Origin of the sequence: Pseudomonas sp. NPDC087697, assembly GCF_044743155.1 — a bacterium.
In the GTDB taxonomy this organism is placed as follows: Bacteria; Pseudomonadota; Gammaproteobacteria; order Pseudomonadales; family Pseudomonadaceae; genus Aquipseudomonas.
On the sequence record NZ_JBIUVW010000001.1, the window covers coordinates 205,680 to 218,119 of the forward strand.

General features: G+C 60.1%; 9 protein-coding genes and 1 pseudogene. 9 read left to right on the forward strand and 1 reads right to left on the reverse strand.

Annotated features, from left to right (window positions below):
• Window positions 1-25: 25 nt before the first annotated feature.
• From ACIPIN_RS00910 to ACIPIN_RS00950, 9 genes and pseudogenes are all read left to right on the forward strand, one after another.
• Window positions 26-2,251 (forward strand): PepSY domain-containing protein, encoded by a 2,226-nt coding sequence (locus ACIPIN_RS00910; RefSeq protein ID WP_401114011.1) that lies wholly within the window; start codon window positions 26-28, stop codon window positions 2,249-2,251.
• Window positions 2,241-3,224 (forward strand): FAD:protein FMN transferase, encoded by a 984-nt coding sequence (locus ACIPIN_RS00915; protein WP_401114687.1) that lies wholly within the window; start codon window positions 2,241-2,243, stop codon window positions 3,222-3,224. Before ACIPIN_RS00910 ends, ACIPIN_RS00915 begins: the two co-directional genes overlap by 11 nt.
• Window positions 3,225-3,303: 79 nt before the next feature.
• Window positions 3,304-4,005, forward strand: a complete 702-nt coding sequence (locus ACIPIN_RS00920; protein WP_401114014.1) for a VIT family protein — start codon at window positions 3,304-3,306, stop codon at window positions 4,003-4,005.
• Window positions 4,006-4,266: 261 nt separating this feature from the next.
• A complete protein-coding gene (locus tag ACIPIN_RS00925; RefSeq protein ID WP_401114017.1) occupies window positions 4,267-4,659 on the forward strand; it encodes a hypothetical protein in 393 nt (130 codons plus the stop codon).
• Window positions 4,660-4,823: 164 nt separating this feature from the next.
• Window positions 4,824-6,317: an arginine-ornithine antiporter gene (gene arcD / locus ACIPIN_RS00930; protein ID WP_401114019.1), complete on the forward strand. Its 1,494-nt coding sequence runs from the start codon at window positions 4,824-4,826 to the stop codon at window positions 6,315-6,317.
• Window positions 6,318-6,564: 247 nt separating this feature from the next.
• Window positions 6,565-6,663: pseudogene (locus ACIPIN_RS00935) on the forward strand (phosphoribosyltransferase); the annotation flags it as partial.
• Window positions 6,664-6,883: 220 nt separating this feature from the next.
• Window positions 6,884-7,702 carry a polysaccharide deacetylase family protein gene (locus ACIPIN_RS00940; protein ID WP_401114022.1) on the forward strand — a complete coding sequence of 273 codons (819 nt, stop codon included), beginning with the start codon at window positions 6,884-6,886 and terminating at the stop codon, window positions 7,700-7,702.
• The gene (locus tag ACIPIN_RS00945; protein ID WP_401114024.1) at window positions 7,699-8,970 is read left to right on the forward strand and encodes a putative glycoside hydrolase; all 1,272 of its coding nucleotides are present in this window, start codon (window positions 7,699-7,701) and stop codon (window positions 8,968-8,970) included. The genes ACIPIN_RS00940 and ACIPIN_RS00945 overlap by 4 nt, the downstream gene beginning before the upstream one ends.
• The gene (locus tag ACIPIN_RS00950) at window positions 8,922-11,309 is read left to right on the forward strand and encodes a serine hydrolase (RefSeq protein ID WP_401114027.1); all 2,388 of its coding nucleotides are present in this window, start codon (window positions 8,922-8,924) and stop codon (window positions 11,307-11,309) included. Before ACIPIN_RS00945 ends, ACIPIN_RS00950 begins: the two co-directional genes overlap by 49 nt.
• Before the next feature lie 173 nt (window positions 11,310-11,482).
• Here ACIPIN_RS00950 and ACIPIN_RS00955 read toward each other — a convergent pair whose 3' ends face one another.
• On the reverse strand, window positions 11,483-12,394 hold the full coding sequence (locus tag ACIPIN_RS00955) for a universal stress protein (RefSeq protein ID WP_401114689.1): 912 nt from the start codon (window positions 12,392-12,394) through the stop codon (window positions 11,483-11,485).
• Window positions 12,395-12,440 lie beyond the last annotated feature (46 nt).

The following is a 12,440-nucleotide window of genomic DNA, read 5'->3' on the forward strand; positions in this document are numbered from 1 at the left end:
CACCGGCATCCCCTGGAGACTGACCATGCTACGCCAGTTTCACTCACTGCCCGGCCTTGTCGCAGCCTTACTGGTCATGCTGTTGGCGATAAGCGGCGCGATCCTGTCTATCAATCCAGCCATGGAACGATTGAACGCGACAGTTCCTGCTTCCGGCCAGATGAACGTTGCCGAGGTGGCCGGTCGAGTCGCGAGCCACTACCCGGGGGTCGAACAAATCCGGCGCACCCCTTCGGGTTCAATCATCGTGTATTACACCCGCAATGGTCAGACCGGCACCGAGCGCGTCGACCCGCTGACCGGCGCAGGTCTTGCGGCCTATGCGCCCTCCGCATTCTCCCGTTGGGTAAAAGACCTGCACAGGTCATTACTGTTGGGCACGCCTGGGCATGCGGTATCAGGCATCGGCGCCCTTTTCATATTGATACTGTCGATTTCCGGAGCAGCACTCCTGGCAAAACGCCTGGGCGGCTGGCGGCGCATGATGCGGCCACTACGCGGGAATTTTAATCAGCGCTGGCACGCTGAAGTCGGGCGTTTCGCGATCCTGGGTCTACTGTTGTCCGCGTTGACCGGGATGTATATGTCCGCAACCACGTTCAGCTTTATCTCGGACGGGATGGAACGCGAGCCCGTATTTCCGACCACGATCAGTGGCGGCCCGGCAGCATCGGTTGCGACATTGCCAGCGCTATTGGCTATCGACCTGAACGACCTTCGCGAGCTGGTCTACCCCAGCGCAGGTAATCCTGACGATGTCTTTTCGTTGCGTACCGCGCAGGGCGACGGTTATGTCGACCCCGCCAACGGAGCACTGTTGTCTTACTTGCCCCATGACCGCATGCGTAGTGCTTACGAGGTCATCTACCGGCTGCATACCGGCGAAAGCCTCTGGTGGTTGGGCCTGCTCCTCGGCGTTTGCGCACTCAGCGTGCCGTTGATGAGCGTTACAGGTGCGCTGCTCTGGTGGTGCCGTTGCCAGTCAATGCCGAAAATCCGTCATAACAGTGGCGCACAAACCGCCGACACGGTGATTCTGGTTGGGAGCGAAAGCAACAGCACGTGGGGGTTTGCAAAGACCTTGCATAACGCCTTGAGTCGAGCTGGCCATCGGGTACATACCGCGACCATGAACCAGCTCAAGGCTGAGTATCGTAGCGCGCAGCGTCTGTTCATCCTGACGGCCACAACCGGCGACGGCGATGCACCCGCCTCTGCCTCACGGTTCTTGAAGCGATTGGCGAATGTCCGCGTAAAATCTGATTTGGGTTTCGCTGTACTGGGATTTGGCGATCGGCAGTTTCCGAAGTTTTGTCAGTTTGCCAAGGACACTCAGGCCGCTCTACTTGCTTCAGGTTGGTCGCAGTTGTTTGAGCTTGAAACCATCAATCGCCAGTCACCTCAGGAGTTCACACGTTGGGGCACCGCCGTCGGCCGATCAATGGGTCATGAACTGACGTTTGTACACACCCATCTTCTGCCTGCCACCACAACCTTGGCGTTGGTGGATCGCATGGAGTACGGCGAGCAAGTGAACGCGCCAACCCATATTCTGCGTTTCAAAGCGCTAACCCCTTCTCTCGCGGCGGGTGGGTTCAAGCGCCTGCGAAAAGGAGGCGACCTGCCCCATTTCGAAGCAGGTGACTTGGTAGGAGTTTTGCCGCCCGGCTGCCTGGTACCGCGATTCTACTCACTGGCCAGTGGATCGGATGACGGTGTTTTAGAAATTTGTGTGCGCAAACACGAAGGTGGTTTGTGCTCCGGCCTCCTCCATGACCTGCCGGTGGGGGCTCGGATTGAAGCCTTCATACAACCCAATCCTGATTTTCGCCCCGCGGCTGGAAAAAAGCCGGTAATTCTCATCGGTGCCGGTACGGGAATCGGTCCTTTAACGGGGTTTATCCGCAACAACAAAGCCAGGCACCCAATGCATCTGTATTGGGGTGGACGTCATCCGGCGTCAGACTTCCTCTATGAGTCCGAACTCAACTGCTATTTGGCGGATCAACGTCTCACTCGGTTACGAGTCGTATTTTCCCAAGCGCATGAGCGTAGCTATGTGCAGGACCGGCTCATCGCCGATGCCCTGGCATTACGCCGACTGATTGAAAAAGGCGCCCATGTGCTGGTGTGTGGAAGTCGCGAAATGGCCAAAGGCGTGATGAGCGCCCTGGATGAAGTGCTGGCCCCTCTCAACTTGAGCGTGCTGACGCTCAAAGCACAAGGGCGTTATCGTGAAGATGTCTACTGACCCCCACGAGCCTTCATCCTTGCAGCGCTATAGCCTGAACGGGGAGACAATGGGCACCCGTTACAGTGCGTTGTTTTATGCCGAACCACAGTTAGATGAGGCCACCCTCAACAAGAGCCTGTTTGCGACCGTCGACAATGTGGATCAACAGATGTCGACCTGGAAGGCGCAGTCCGCTCTCAACCGTCTCAACATGGCACCTGAACAGCAATGGCTACCCGTACCTGACGAACTGGCCATGGTCCTGGCAACTGCTCTGCGTGTGGGCCGTCAATCCAACGGTGCGTTTGATATCGCGGTGGGTGATCTGGCCAATGCCTGGGGCTTCGGGCCCGGCAAACAGCAACCTGCCGCAGAGCAAATCAGCGCACGGGATCGCCAGGCGCGGACGCCCGCCACTCAAGCATTGGAGATTGATACGATGCGCAACCTGGCCCGTAAACGCTCAGCGACCACCCTCGATCTTTCGGGCATCGCCAAAGGTTTCGCGGTGGATGAAATGGCACGCTGCCTCGATGGCTGGGGGATGACGAACTACCTGGTGGGAATCGATGGCGAAATGCGCGCACGTGGGGTCAAGCCGAATGGACAGCCTTGGGTAGTCGCCATTGAAAGACCCCGCCGTGGCGTTCGTGAAGTTATGGGGGTGATGGAAATCAGCGATGCGGCGATTGCCACGTCCGGGGACTATCGACACTGGATCGAGGTTGCTGGTCAGCGATACTCACATACGATGGACCCCGCTCTCGGTGCGCCCCTGTCCAACTCACTCGCCGCTGTGACAGTGGTTGCCTCCACCTGCATGCTTGCCGATGCATGGGCCACCGCATTGATGGTCCTGGGTGAAAAAGCCGGTCCCGAGCTGGCGCAGGAGCGTGGCATGGACGCATTGTTCGTACTGCATGATGGCGAGCAGTTCAGGGAAATATCGGTTGTTGCTGGACGCCTCCAGGCGCAGATTGAAGTTCGCTGAAACGACCCGGCCACCGGTTCATTTTAACGGGCAGGTTTTTAATCGGCATTGACTCAACGACAGTGAGTAGATTTCAAAGATGAAGTTCTTTCGCAAACACGCCGAGTCCCATAAACATGATCGGATCGGCTGGCTTAGAGCCTCGGTACTGGGCGCCAACGACGGCATTGTATCGACTGCCAGTCTGTTGATCGGGGTTGCCGCAGCCAATGCCACCCACAGCACGTTACTCGTCACTGGTATCGCCGGGCTGGTGGCGGGTGCAATGTCGATGGCGGCAGGAGAATACGTCTCCGTGCACTCCCAGGCGGATACCGAACGGGCTGATCTTTTGCGCGAACAAACAGAGCTTGAGACGGCGCCGGTTGCTGAGCATAGGGAGTTGGCAGCCATCTACATGGGTCGTGGCGTTGAACCCGAGCTCGCCAGAAAAGTCGCAACGCAACTCATGGCGCACGATGCACTGGGATCACATGCACGCGACGAACTGGGCATTTCTGATGTGCTCAGCGCAAAACCGCTGCAGGCGGCATTGTCCTCGGCGGTCAGTTTTATTGTTGGCGCCGCATTGCCGCTGGGTGTAACCATCCTCGCACCGACTCACAGTGTGATCCCGTGGATATCGGGCATGTCACTGATATTCCTGGGCACATTGGGGGGTATTGCCGCCAAGGCTGGCGGCGCCAATCTTCTGATGGGCGCATGGCGGGTGACGCTGTGGGGCGCGCTGGCGATGGGCATTACTGCTGCAGTAGGTATTTCATTCGGTGCGGTTGCCTAGCGTTTATATGAAATGTACTTGAATACCGCGCGGTCACGGTCGCCGACGAATGGCAGGACTTGGGGTTTCGGGCTGCCTTACTGGCGACGCTTAACTTGATATGGATCATATCGTGGCACTTCGGCGCGCTGTAGGTTGAAAAAACCAAAGCCTCCCGCCAGACCGCCTGCACGCCTTATTTTCGTTCGTTTCAACGACTATACCGACCCTCTGTGCACCGCGTGGCATTACCAGTGTTGTCCTCACCCGTTGGAGATTGCCATGCATACCTCATTGAAGTTGATCCTCGCAGCCCTGCTCGTGAGCAGCCCACTCTTGGCCTCGGCCGTCGATGAGCACCACCCGGAGCAGAACTCGACCGAACCCGCTCAAACCAGCGCACCAGCCACACCGATGCAGAACAAAGCCATGGCCGAGCAAATGCAGAAAATGCAGGCTGCACACGACAAAGTCGCCGCCGCCAAAACCCCTGCCGAGCGGCAGGCTGCCATGCAGGAGAGCCTGAAGACGATGAAGGACGGCATGACCATGATGCATACAAACTGTAATGACATGGGTATGTCCGGCAACAAGGACGGTATGGGAATGATGAACATGATGATGAAAATGATGGATCAGCAGTCGAGCATGATGAAGATGCCGATGAGCAAGTGATGCGGACAAACCTGAGTGGATCTCACCTGTGTCCATTAAGCGGGTCGTCATTCTTCTGATCTAAATCAATTCCCGGCAGGTCATTCACGTAGAAATTGAGAATCAGTGTTCGCAATGCCGCATTCGCGGTGAGCGCGAAATCTCTCGTCTCGTGGAGGCTTCCTATGGCTACGCACCTGCATGGCATGCAACCGGTAATCCCGACCGTTTCACCTCGTCCACTCGCAGGAAGCTTACCGAAACTGGAGCCCAAACGTCTGTCTTTGAGCCTGTTAATCGCCCTGGTGGTCGGTTCGATGATCGGCAGCGGCATTTTCAGTCTGCCCCAGAACATGGCCGCCAGCGCTGGTGCCGGCGCGATCCTGATTGGCTGGTTGATCACGGGCGTCGGCATGCTGTCACTGGCGCTGGTCTATCAAACCTTGTCCAACCGCCAGCCCGAACTGGACAATGGCGTGTTCGCTTACGCCCGCGCATTAGGCGGTGAATTCCTCGGTTTCAACTCGGCCTGGGGTTACTGGATCAGTGCCTGGATCGGTAACGTCAGTTACCTGGTGATTCTATTCGCGGCGCTGAGTTACTTCTTTCCGATGTTCGGTGAAGGCAATAACAAAGCGGCCATTGCTGCGGCATCCCTGGTGCTCTGGTCCTTGCACTGGATGATCCTGCGGGGCATGCGCACCGCAGCGCGGGCGAATGCGCTCACGACCCTGGCCAAGATTGTACCGTTGCTTCTGTTTATAGGCTTGGTGTTTGCGGCCTTCCAGCGCGAGACGTTCATGGTCGACTTCTGGGGCGCGCCTGCTCTGGGCAGCACTTTGGACCAGGTCAAAAGCACGATGCTGGTGACCGTCTGGGTGTTTATCGGCATCGAGGGGGCCAACGTGTTCTCCGCCCGTGCGGCAGAACGTGCAAATGTGGGACGTGCCACTGTCATCGGTTTCGCCCTCACCTTATTGCTACTGATTGCGGTGTCCCTGCTGTCACTGGGCATTCTCAGACAACCGGAACTGGCCGCCCTGAAAAATCCGTCGATGAGTGGCGTGCTTGAAGCAGTAGCCGGTCCCTGGGGTGCGATGCTGATCAGCATCGGCCTGATCATCTCGGTCGGCGGTGCCCTGCTCGCCTGGACGCTGCTGGCGGCAGAGTCCGTTTTCACACCGGCCAAAGAAAAGGTCATGCCGGGGCCACTGGCCCTGGAGAACACCCATGGCGTGCCTGCCAATGCGCTATGGATTACCAACGGTTGTATTCAGCTGTTCCTGCTGCTGACGCTGTATTCGAGTGCCAGTTATCTGGTCCTGATCTCCCTTGCCACCTCGATGATTCTGCTGCCATACCTGTTCAGCGGTCTGTATGCATTGAAGCTGACGTGGCAGGGCGCGACTTACGCAGGACACAAAGCCTTGCAACTGCGCGACATGACTATCGCATCGGTTGCAACGCTGTATTGCCTGTGGCTGCTGTTCGCCGCCGGACCTAAATACATGCTGCTCAGTGCCCTGCTCTATGCCCCCGGCTCACTGATTTACCTGGCCACCAAACGGGCTCGCCAGGGACAGGCGCTGAACGGCTTTGAGTGGGGACTATTGATCGTTATCTGGGCGGCAGCAGCCTTCGCTGGCTGGATGTTGTGGTCAGGGAAGCTGGCGCTGTGAAGCCTGGCGGCACAGTTGATGCGGGGGCTGAAGGCAAGTCAGGACGACGGGAGGCGATCTTCAAAATACCCAAACGCTACACAGCCCCTTATTTTTTGCGCCGAGTGTCGCAATGTAATGAGCGACAGATTCGGCATCGGCGTCAGACAGCGAATGAGTGACCTGCTTCACTACCGCCATCAGCAATACAGTCTCTTGAACTATGATTAATCAATCGGCTCTCGACGGGAAACTGCTATGCAGACGCTACCTGCAAGTCGCCGCCAATGACATCGTCGAATGCAACGCGCCTCCCTACGAAGTGGCGTTTTGCATCGAAGCTCTGCGTCATGGTGCCGCCCACTGACGGCGTACCCTGCATCATATGGACGATGCTGCGCTCAACGCACACTGGATATGCCTCGCTTTCGCGAGATGGGCAACGCAGGTGAAAATGACCTGCGCAGGAGCACTGACATGTACGGAAAAATCATGGTGTGTATCGACGGCAGCGTCGCGTCGCTCTTGTGCCGGCTCGCGCCCCGTCCGATCCTGTGGGCGTCAGCCACAGGCGGTGGGTTGCTTATATGAGCCGCTCGATCCGGCTTCTGGTGTGCGCTGTACTGGTGTGCATCTGCGGGCTTGCCTTGGGAGCGGACGGCACCGCGCAGAGCGCCGGAACGCGCGTCCCGATCCTCGTTTACCACCGCTTTTCGCAGACGCTGGACGACTCGATGACCGTGCGCATGAGCACCTTCGAAACCCAGCTACGCTTCCTGCACGAGCATGGTTACCACATTGTGCCACTGCGTGAAGTTGTCGACTGGCTGCGGGATCCGAATGCGACGTTACCGGAGAAACCGGTGGCGATCACCGTCGACGACGGGCATCGTTCGGTATTCGAAAAGCTGCTGCCCATCGTGCTGCGCGAGCGTTTTCCGGTCACGCTGTTCATCTACCCATCGGCGATCTCGAACGCGTCCTATGCGCTGACCTGGGAGCAATTGCGTACCTTGAGACAGACCGGGCTCATGGACATCCAGTCGCATACGTACTGGCATCCCAATTTCAACGTTGAGCGCAGACGCCGTACGCCGGCGGATTTCCAGCAATTCGTCCGCACACAACTCGACAAATCGCGTCGACGTATCGAGTCGCAAACCGGCGCACATGCCGACATGCTCGCGTGGCCGTTCGGCATCTACGATGACGAGTTGATCGCGCTCGCCTCTGACGAGGGTTACATAGCAGCCTTCACCCTGGACGCGCGCAAGGCAGACCGGCATGCGCGGCTACTCGCACTGCCGCGCTTTCTGATGATCGATGCCTATGGCGCAAGGGCGTTCGCGCACCTGCTCGGCGAACCGAACACTCTGCCGATGCCCGCAGCGGGGAACGCACGATGACCTTCATCCGCGCATTGAGACACTATGCGATCCCGGCGCTGCTCGCCGTCGCTGCCCTGCTGACCGAGCGAGGCGCCTTGGCCGTCACCGGCGTCGTGCTCGACTCAAGCACGCAGAATCCGGTCGCCGACGCAATCATCACGACATCGGCCGGCGTGATGCGGACCGACGAACACGGGCAGTTCGAAACCGCTCAGGCGGTCGAGAGCGTCGCGGCCCGCGCCCCAGGGTATCTGCGCACCGAGGCTAAGGTATCCGGCGAAACGCCCGTGACGCTCGCATTGACCCCGTTTCGCCCGAAAGCTCTCTATCTGTCGGTGTTCGGCGTGACCAGCGCGACGCTGCGCAACAAGGCCGTCAGCCTTGCCGAAAGCACCGAGATCAATGCATTCGTGATCGACGTCAAGGGCGATCGCGGCATGACGCCGTATCGCAGTGCGGCGCGCGAGGCGATCGGCGCGGCGGCCCGCGTGATCAAGCGCGCACCACAGGAACAGGACTTTCCGGCGCTGCTCGCCAGCCTGCATGCGCAACATTTGTACCTGATCGCGCGCATTGTGGTGTTCAAGGATGATCCACTCGCCGACGCGCATCCGGAGTGGAGCGTGCATACCGCAGAAGGCCAGCCGTGGCGGGATAGCGAGAACCTGCAATGGATGGATCCGTTTTCGCAAGACGTATGGCAGCACAATCTCGATGTCGCCGAGGAAGCTGCGCGGATGGGCTTCGACGAGGTCCAGTTCGACTATGTACGCTTTCCCGACAAGAGCGGGCTCCGCTTTGCCCTCTCGAACACCCGGCGCAACCGGACCGCGGCGATCGTCGGCCTCCTGCAGGCCGCGCGCGCACGGCTCGCGCCCTACAATGTTTTTGTTTCCGCGGACATCTTCGGCTACGTATGCTGGAATCTCGACGATACCGCGATCGGCCAGCAAATCGAATTGCTGGGTGAGCCGCTCGACTATATTTCGCCGATGCTCTACCCGTCCGGTTTTACCTGGGGGCTCCCGGGCTTGACCGACCCGGTCACCGATCCCGGCCAGATCGTCAGGCGCTCCCTGGCGGAGGCGATGAAGCGCACCCGTCTGCCGGGCGTGCGTTTTCGTCCGTGGCTGCAGGCCTTTCGCGACTATGCGTTCGATCATCGCCCGCTTGACGCGGCGGCGATCAGTGCGCAGGTAAACGCCGCCGACGCAGCCGGCACCGATGGATGGATGTTATGGAACCCACGCAATCACTACGACGCCGCCGATTTGCCGCACCGTTGATCGGTGCGCTGCAATGCTGGGCGATGCTGGTTGGAATAGCGGCGGCGCAGATCGCGGGAGCCGCCGATTTCGATGCGGCGGCGCGCCTGCAAGCCGCACAGATCGTCGAGGGGCAGATCGCCGCCGGACGCGTTCCGGGTGCCGTCGTCCTGATAGGGGACGCCACGCACGTGCTCTATCGCCAAGCCTTTGGACAACGCGCGACGACGCCCGCCCCCGAGCCGATGACGCTGAGCACCGAATTCGATCTCGCGTCGCTGACCAAGGTCATCGCGACCACCACGGCAATTATGCAACTGGCCGAAGCCGGCCGCATCGACCTGAACGCACGCGTTGCACAGTATTGGCCGGCCTTTGCGGCATTCGGCAAAGACGCGGTGACGGTGCGTGACCTGCTTGCGCACACCTCCGGGCTGCTGCCAGACCTGCCTGTGCGACCACTGCATCCGGGCCGCGAAGGCGTGTTGAGCGCCATCGCGGCGCAGCATCTGCGTAGCGCGCCAGGTGAGCGTGTCATCTACAGTGACCTGAATTTCGTGGTGCTTGGCGAACTGGTCGAGCGCATCACGCACCGCCCGCTCGACGCGTATTGCCAAGCTTACATCTTCGGGCCGCTCGGTATGCGTGACACGCTCTTTGTGCCGGACGCCGGGCGAGCAGCCCGCAGTGCGCCGACACTCGCGAACAAGGCCGGTATCCGCCGTGGTCGCGTGCATGATCCGACGGCCGAATGGATGGGCGGCGTCTCTGGCAACGCCGGGCTGTTTTCCACCGCGGATGACCTCGCCCGCTTCGCGCAGATGATGCTCAACGAAGGGCGCGCGGGCGGCCTGCAGATTCTGCGGCCAGCGAGCATCGCCGCGCTCACGAGTGCCGCCTCGCCGCTCGCGACTCCACCGTGGCGCGGACTCGGCTGGGACCTGGCCGCACCGTTCGCGTCGAACCATGACCGTCTGCCGCCGATTGGCCTGATCGGCCACACCGGATACACCGGCACGGGCCTGTGGATCGATCCGCTGACGCGCCAATTCATCGTTATCCTGACCAACCGCGTGTACCCGGACGACAGCGGTGACGCCCGACCGCTTCGTGCGCAGTTGCTCGCGCTGCTGGCAAGCAGGGCCGCGCCTGCGAGCGTCGAGCAAATCGGCCGGTTGCTGCCGTCGGCGTTGCCGGCGCTGCGTGCCGCCGATCGCCTGCCGACCTCGACGGGCCCGGTGCAGACCGGCATCGACGTGCTCGAGACGCAGCAGTTTGCGCCGCTCGCCGGCATGCGCGTGGGTTTGATCACCAATCGCAGCGGCTTTGACGCCGAAGGCAGACGCACCATCGACGTACTCGCACACGCGCCAGGCGTCAGGCTGGCAGCGCTGTTTTCGCCGGAACATGGGCTGAACATCGACATGGACGAGCGGGTCGGCGACACACTCGACGCGGCGACGGGCCTCACCGTACACAGTCTCTACGGCGCAGCGCGGCGCTTCCCGGCCGGTTCGCTCTATGGACTGGATGCGCTGATCTTCGACATTCAGGATGCCGGCGTGCGCTTTTTCACCTACGAAACGACGCTTGGCTACGCACTCGAGGCCGCAGCGGCGCGGCGCATTCCGCTGTTCGTGCTGGACCGGCCGGATCCGCTCGGTGCGCAGCGATTCGGCGGGCCGGTGCTGGAGAGCCGCCACCAATCGTTCACCGGCTATTTCCCGGCGCCGCTGCAGCCCGGCATGACGGTCGGCGAGCTGGCGGGTCTGTTCAACCGCAACAAGCACATTGGCGCGGATCTGCGTGTTGTGCCGATGCAGGGCTACCGGCGCGCGATGACCTTCGCCGACACCGGTCTCGGTTGGGTGCCGCTATCACCGAACTTGCGCACGCTGCCCCAGCTTGACCTATACCCGGATGTCGGTTTGCTCGAAGGTGCGAATCTGAGTGTGGGGCGCGGCACACCGCATCCGTTCGAGTGGATCGGCGCGCCGTGGATCAACGCGACTCAGCTCGCAAGCACGCTGAATGCGCTTGACGCCGGCGCGCATTTCGAGCCGGTTGACTTCGTTCCCACCGAGTCAACCTGGCGCGGTCAGCTCTGTCATGGCGTGAGCATCACTCGCGACACGGCGCCCGCGCGACGTCCCGTAGCAAGCCTGGGATTGGCGCTGCTCGTCACACTGCACGCGCTCTATCCCGACACGTTCAATCTTGCTGCGACCCGCGATTCGATCGGCTCGCAAACCGTGTGGCAAGCGATTCGCGACGGCGCAGCACCTGACGCGGCGCAAGCGCGCGACGCGGCATCGCTTGAGCACTTCGCACGACTACGGCAGGAGAACGTGCGCTATTGACGATCACGATCACGCCAACCGCCTGGCCCATCCGCTCGCTCAGCCCCTGAAAATGTCGAATGGCTCGATTCTGAGCACCTTGCGTATTCCACATAACTGGAACCCCCCGCAATCAAAAGTACCAGACCAAATGCCAGCCCCAGGTACCAGAAAGTGATGAACGTTTCAGACTGTCAAGACTGCGGCTTTACAATCATCAAACTGCACGGAGCCCGGTTCAGCGTGCTCTCGGCGGTACTGCCGATAAATACGTTTATTCCCCGATGGTGCACGGTTCCCAGAACAATCATGTCGAATGCATTACTCACTGCGAAACGCTCGATCATCTTGTGGGGAATTCCGGTCAGCAGATGCCGTCGCGCTGGTGGAACCCCATAGCGTTCGGCAAGCGTCTCAAAGGCTTCCTCCTGGGCGTCGCTGACGGCGTCCCCCAAGCTTTCTTCTATGGTCAGTGTTTGTATGTTCACCCCGGAGTCGCCTGTCACAGTCCAGCCACTGACATTGAGCAGGTGCAACTTCGCTCCACAGGATGAGGCCAGCGCCGCAGCCATGCCGAGGATCCGGTCATTGAGGCCCTGCGTCAGCTCTTCAAGATGGGAAAGGTCGATAGCCGCCAGTATTTTCAAGGGCAACGGGTTTCTTGCATCGGTAACCAGGTGCAAGAGGGCCGGACAGTCGCGCAGCAGTAACCAGTCCAGAGGCCTGTAGAAAACCCGCTTGAATGCCGACACGCGCTGTACATCCTTGATCACGATGTCCGCATGAAAGTCATTCACGTACTCAAGTACCTCCTCGATACTCGGTTTGGCCCAGATCACTTCTGTGGTCACATTCAGCCCCTTGCACTGCCCAAACCGGGCTTGCTGCTCAAGCCAGTGACGATGCACCTGCAAGTACCCCTCGCGTGCCTGTGCCATGGCCTCAGGGTCAAACAGGCCCGCGACAGCCAGTGCTTCGACATAGTCGAACGCGACGATATGCAACATCGCGCCTGTCGCTCTTGCCAGGGACTCTGCCCGATCCAACGCAGGAGTACGGGACATCTCGCTCGGGGTGATCAACAGTAAACGGCGAATTTCAAACATCACACACCTCGTCTGCAGACGTGTTATCAGTTGAGCGCGATGAACA

Bases quoted from the DNA above. Each gene is read 5' to 3' on its own strand.
- ACIPIN_RS00950 (WP_401114027.1), top strand. From the start codon at position 8,922: ATGGAACCCACGCAATCACTACGACGCCGCCGATTTGCCGCACCGTTG.
- ACIPIN_RS00940 (WP_401114022.1), top strand. From the start codon at position 6,884: ATGAGCCGCTCGATCCGGCTTCTGGTGTGCGCTGTACTGGTGTGCATC.
- ACIPIN_RS00910 (WP_401114011.1), top strand. From the start codon at position 26: ATGCTACGCCAGTTTCACTCACTGCCCGGCCTTGTCGCAGCCTTACTG.
- ACIPIN_RS00915 (WP_401114687.1), top strand. From the start codon at position 2,241: ATGTCTACTGACCCCCACGAGCCTTCATCCTTGCAGCGCTATAGCCTG.
- ACIPIN_RS00925 (WP_401114017.1), top strand. From the start codon at position 4,267: ATGCATACCTCATTGAAGTTGATCCTCGCAGCCCTGCTCGTGAGCAGC.
- ACIPIN_RS00920 (WP_401114014.1), top strand. From the start codon at position 3,304: ATGAAGTTCTTTCGCAAACACGCCGAGTCCCATAAACATGATCGGATC.
- ACIPIN_RS00955 (WP_401114689.1), bottom strand. From the start codon at position 12,394: ATGTTTGAAATTCGCCGTTTACTGTTGATCACCCCGAGCGAGATGTCC.
- ACIPIN_RS00945 (WP_401114024.1), top strand. From the start codon at position 7,699: ATGACCTTCATCCGCGCATTGAGACACTATGCGATCCCGGCGCTGCTC.
- arcD (WP_401114019.1), top strand. From the start codon at position 4,824: ATGGCTACGCACCTGCATGGCATGCAACCGGTAATCCCGACCGTTTCA.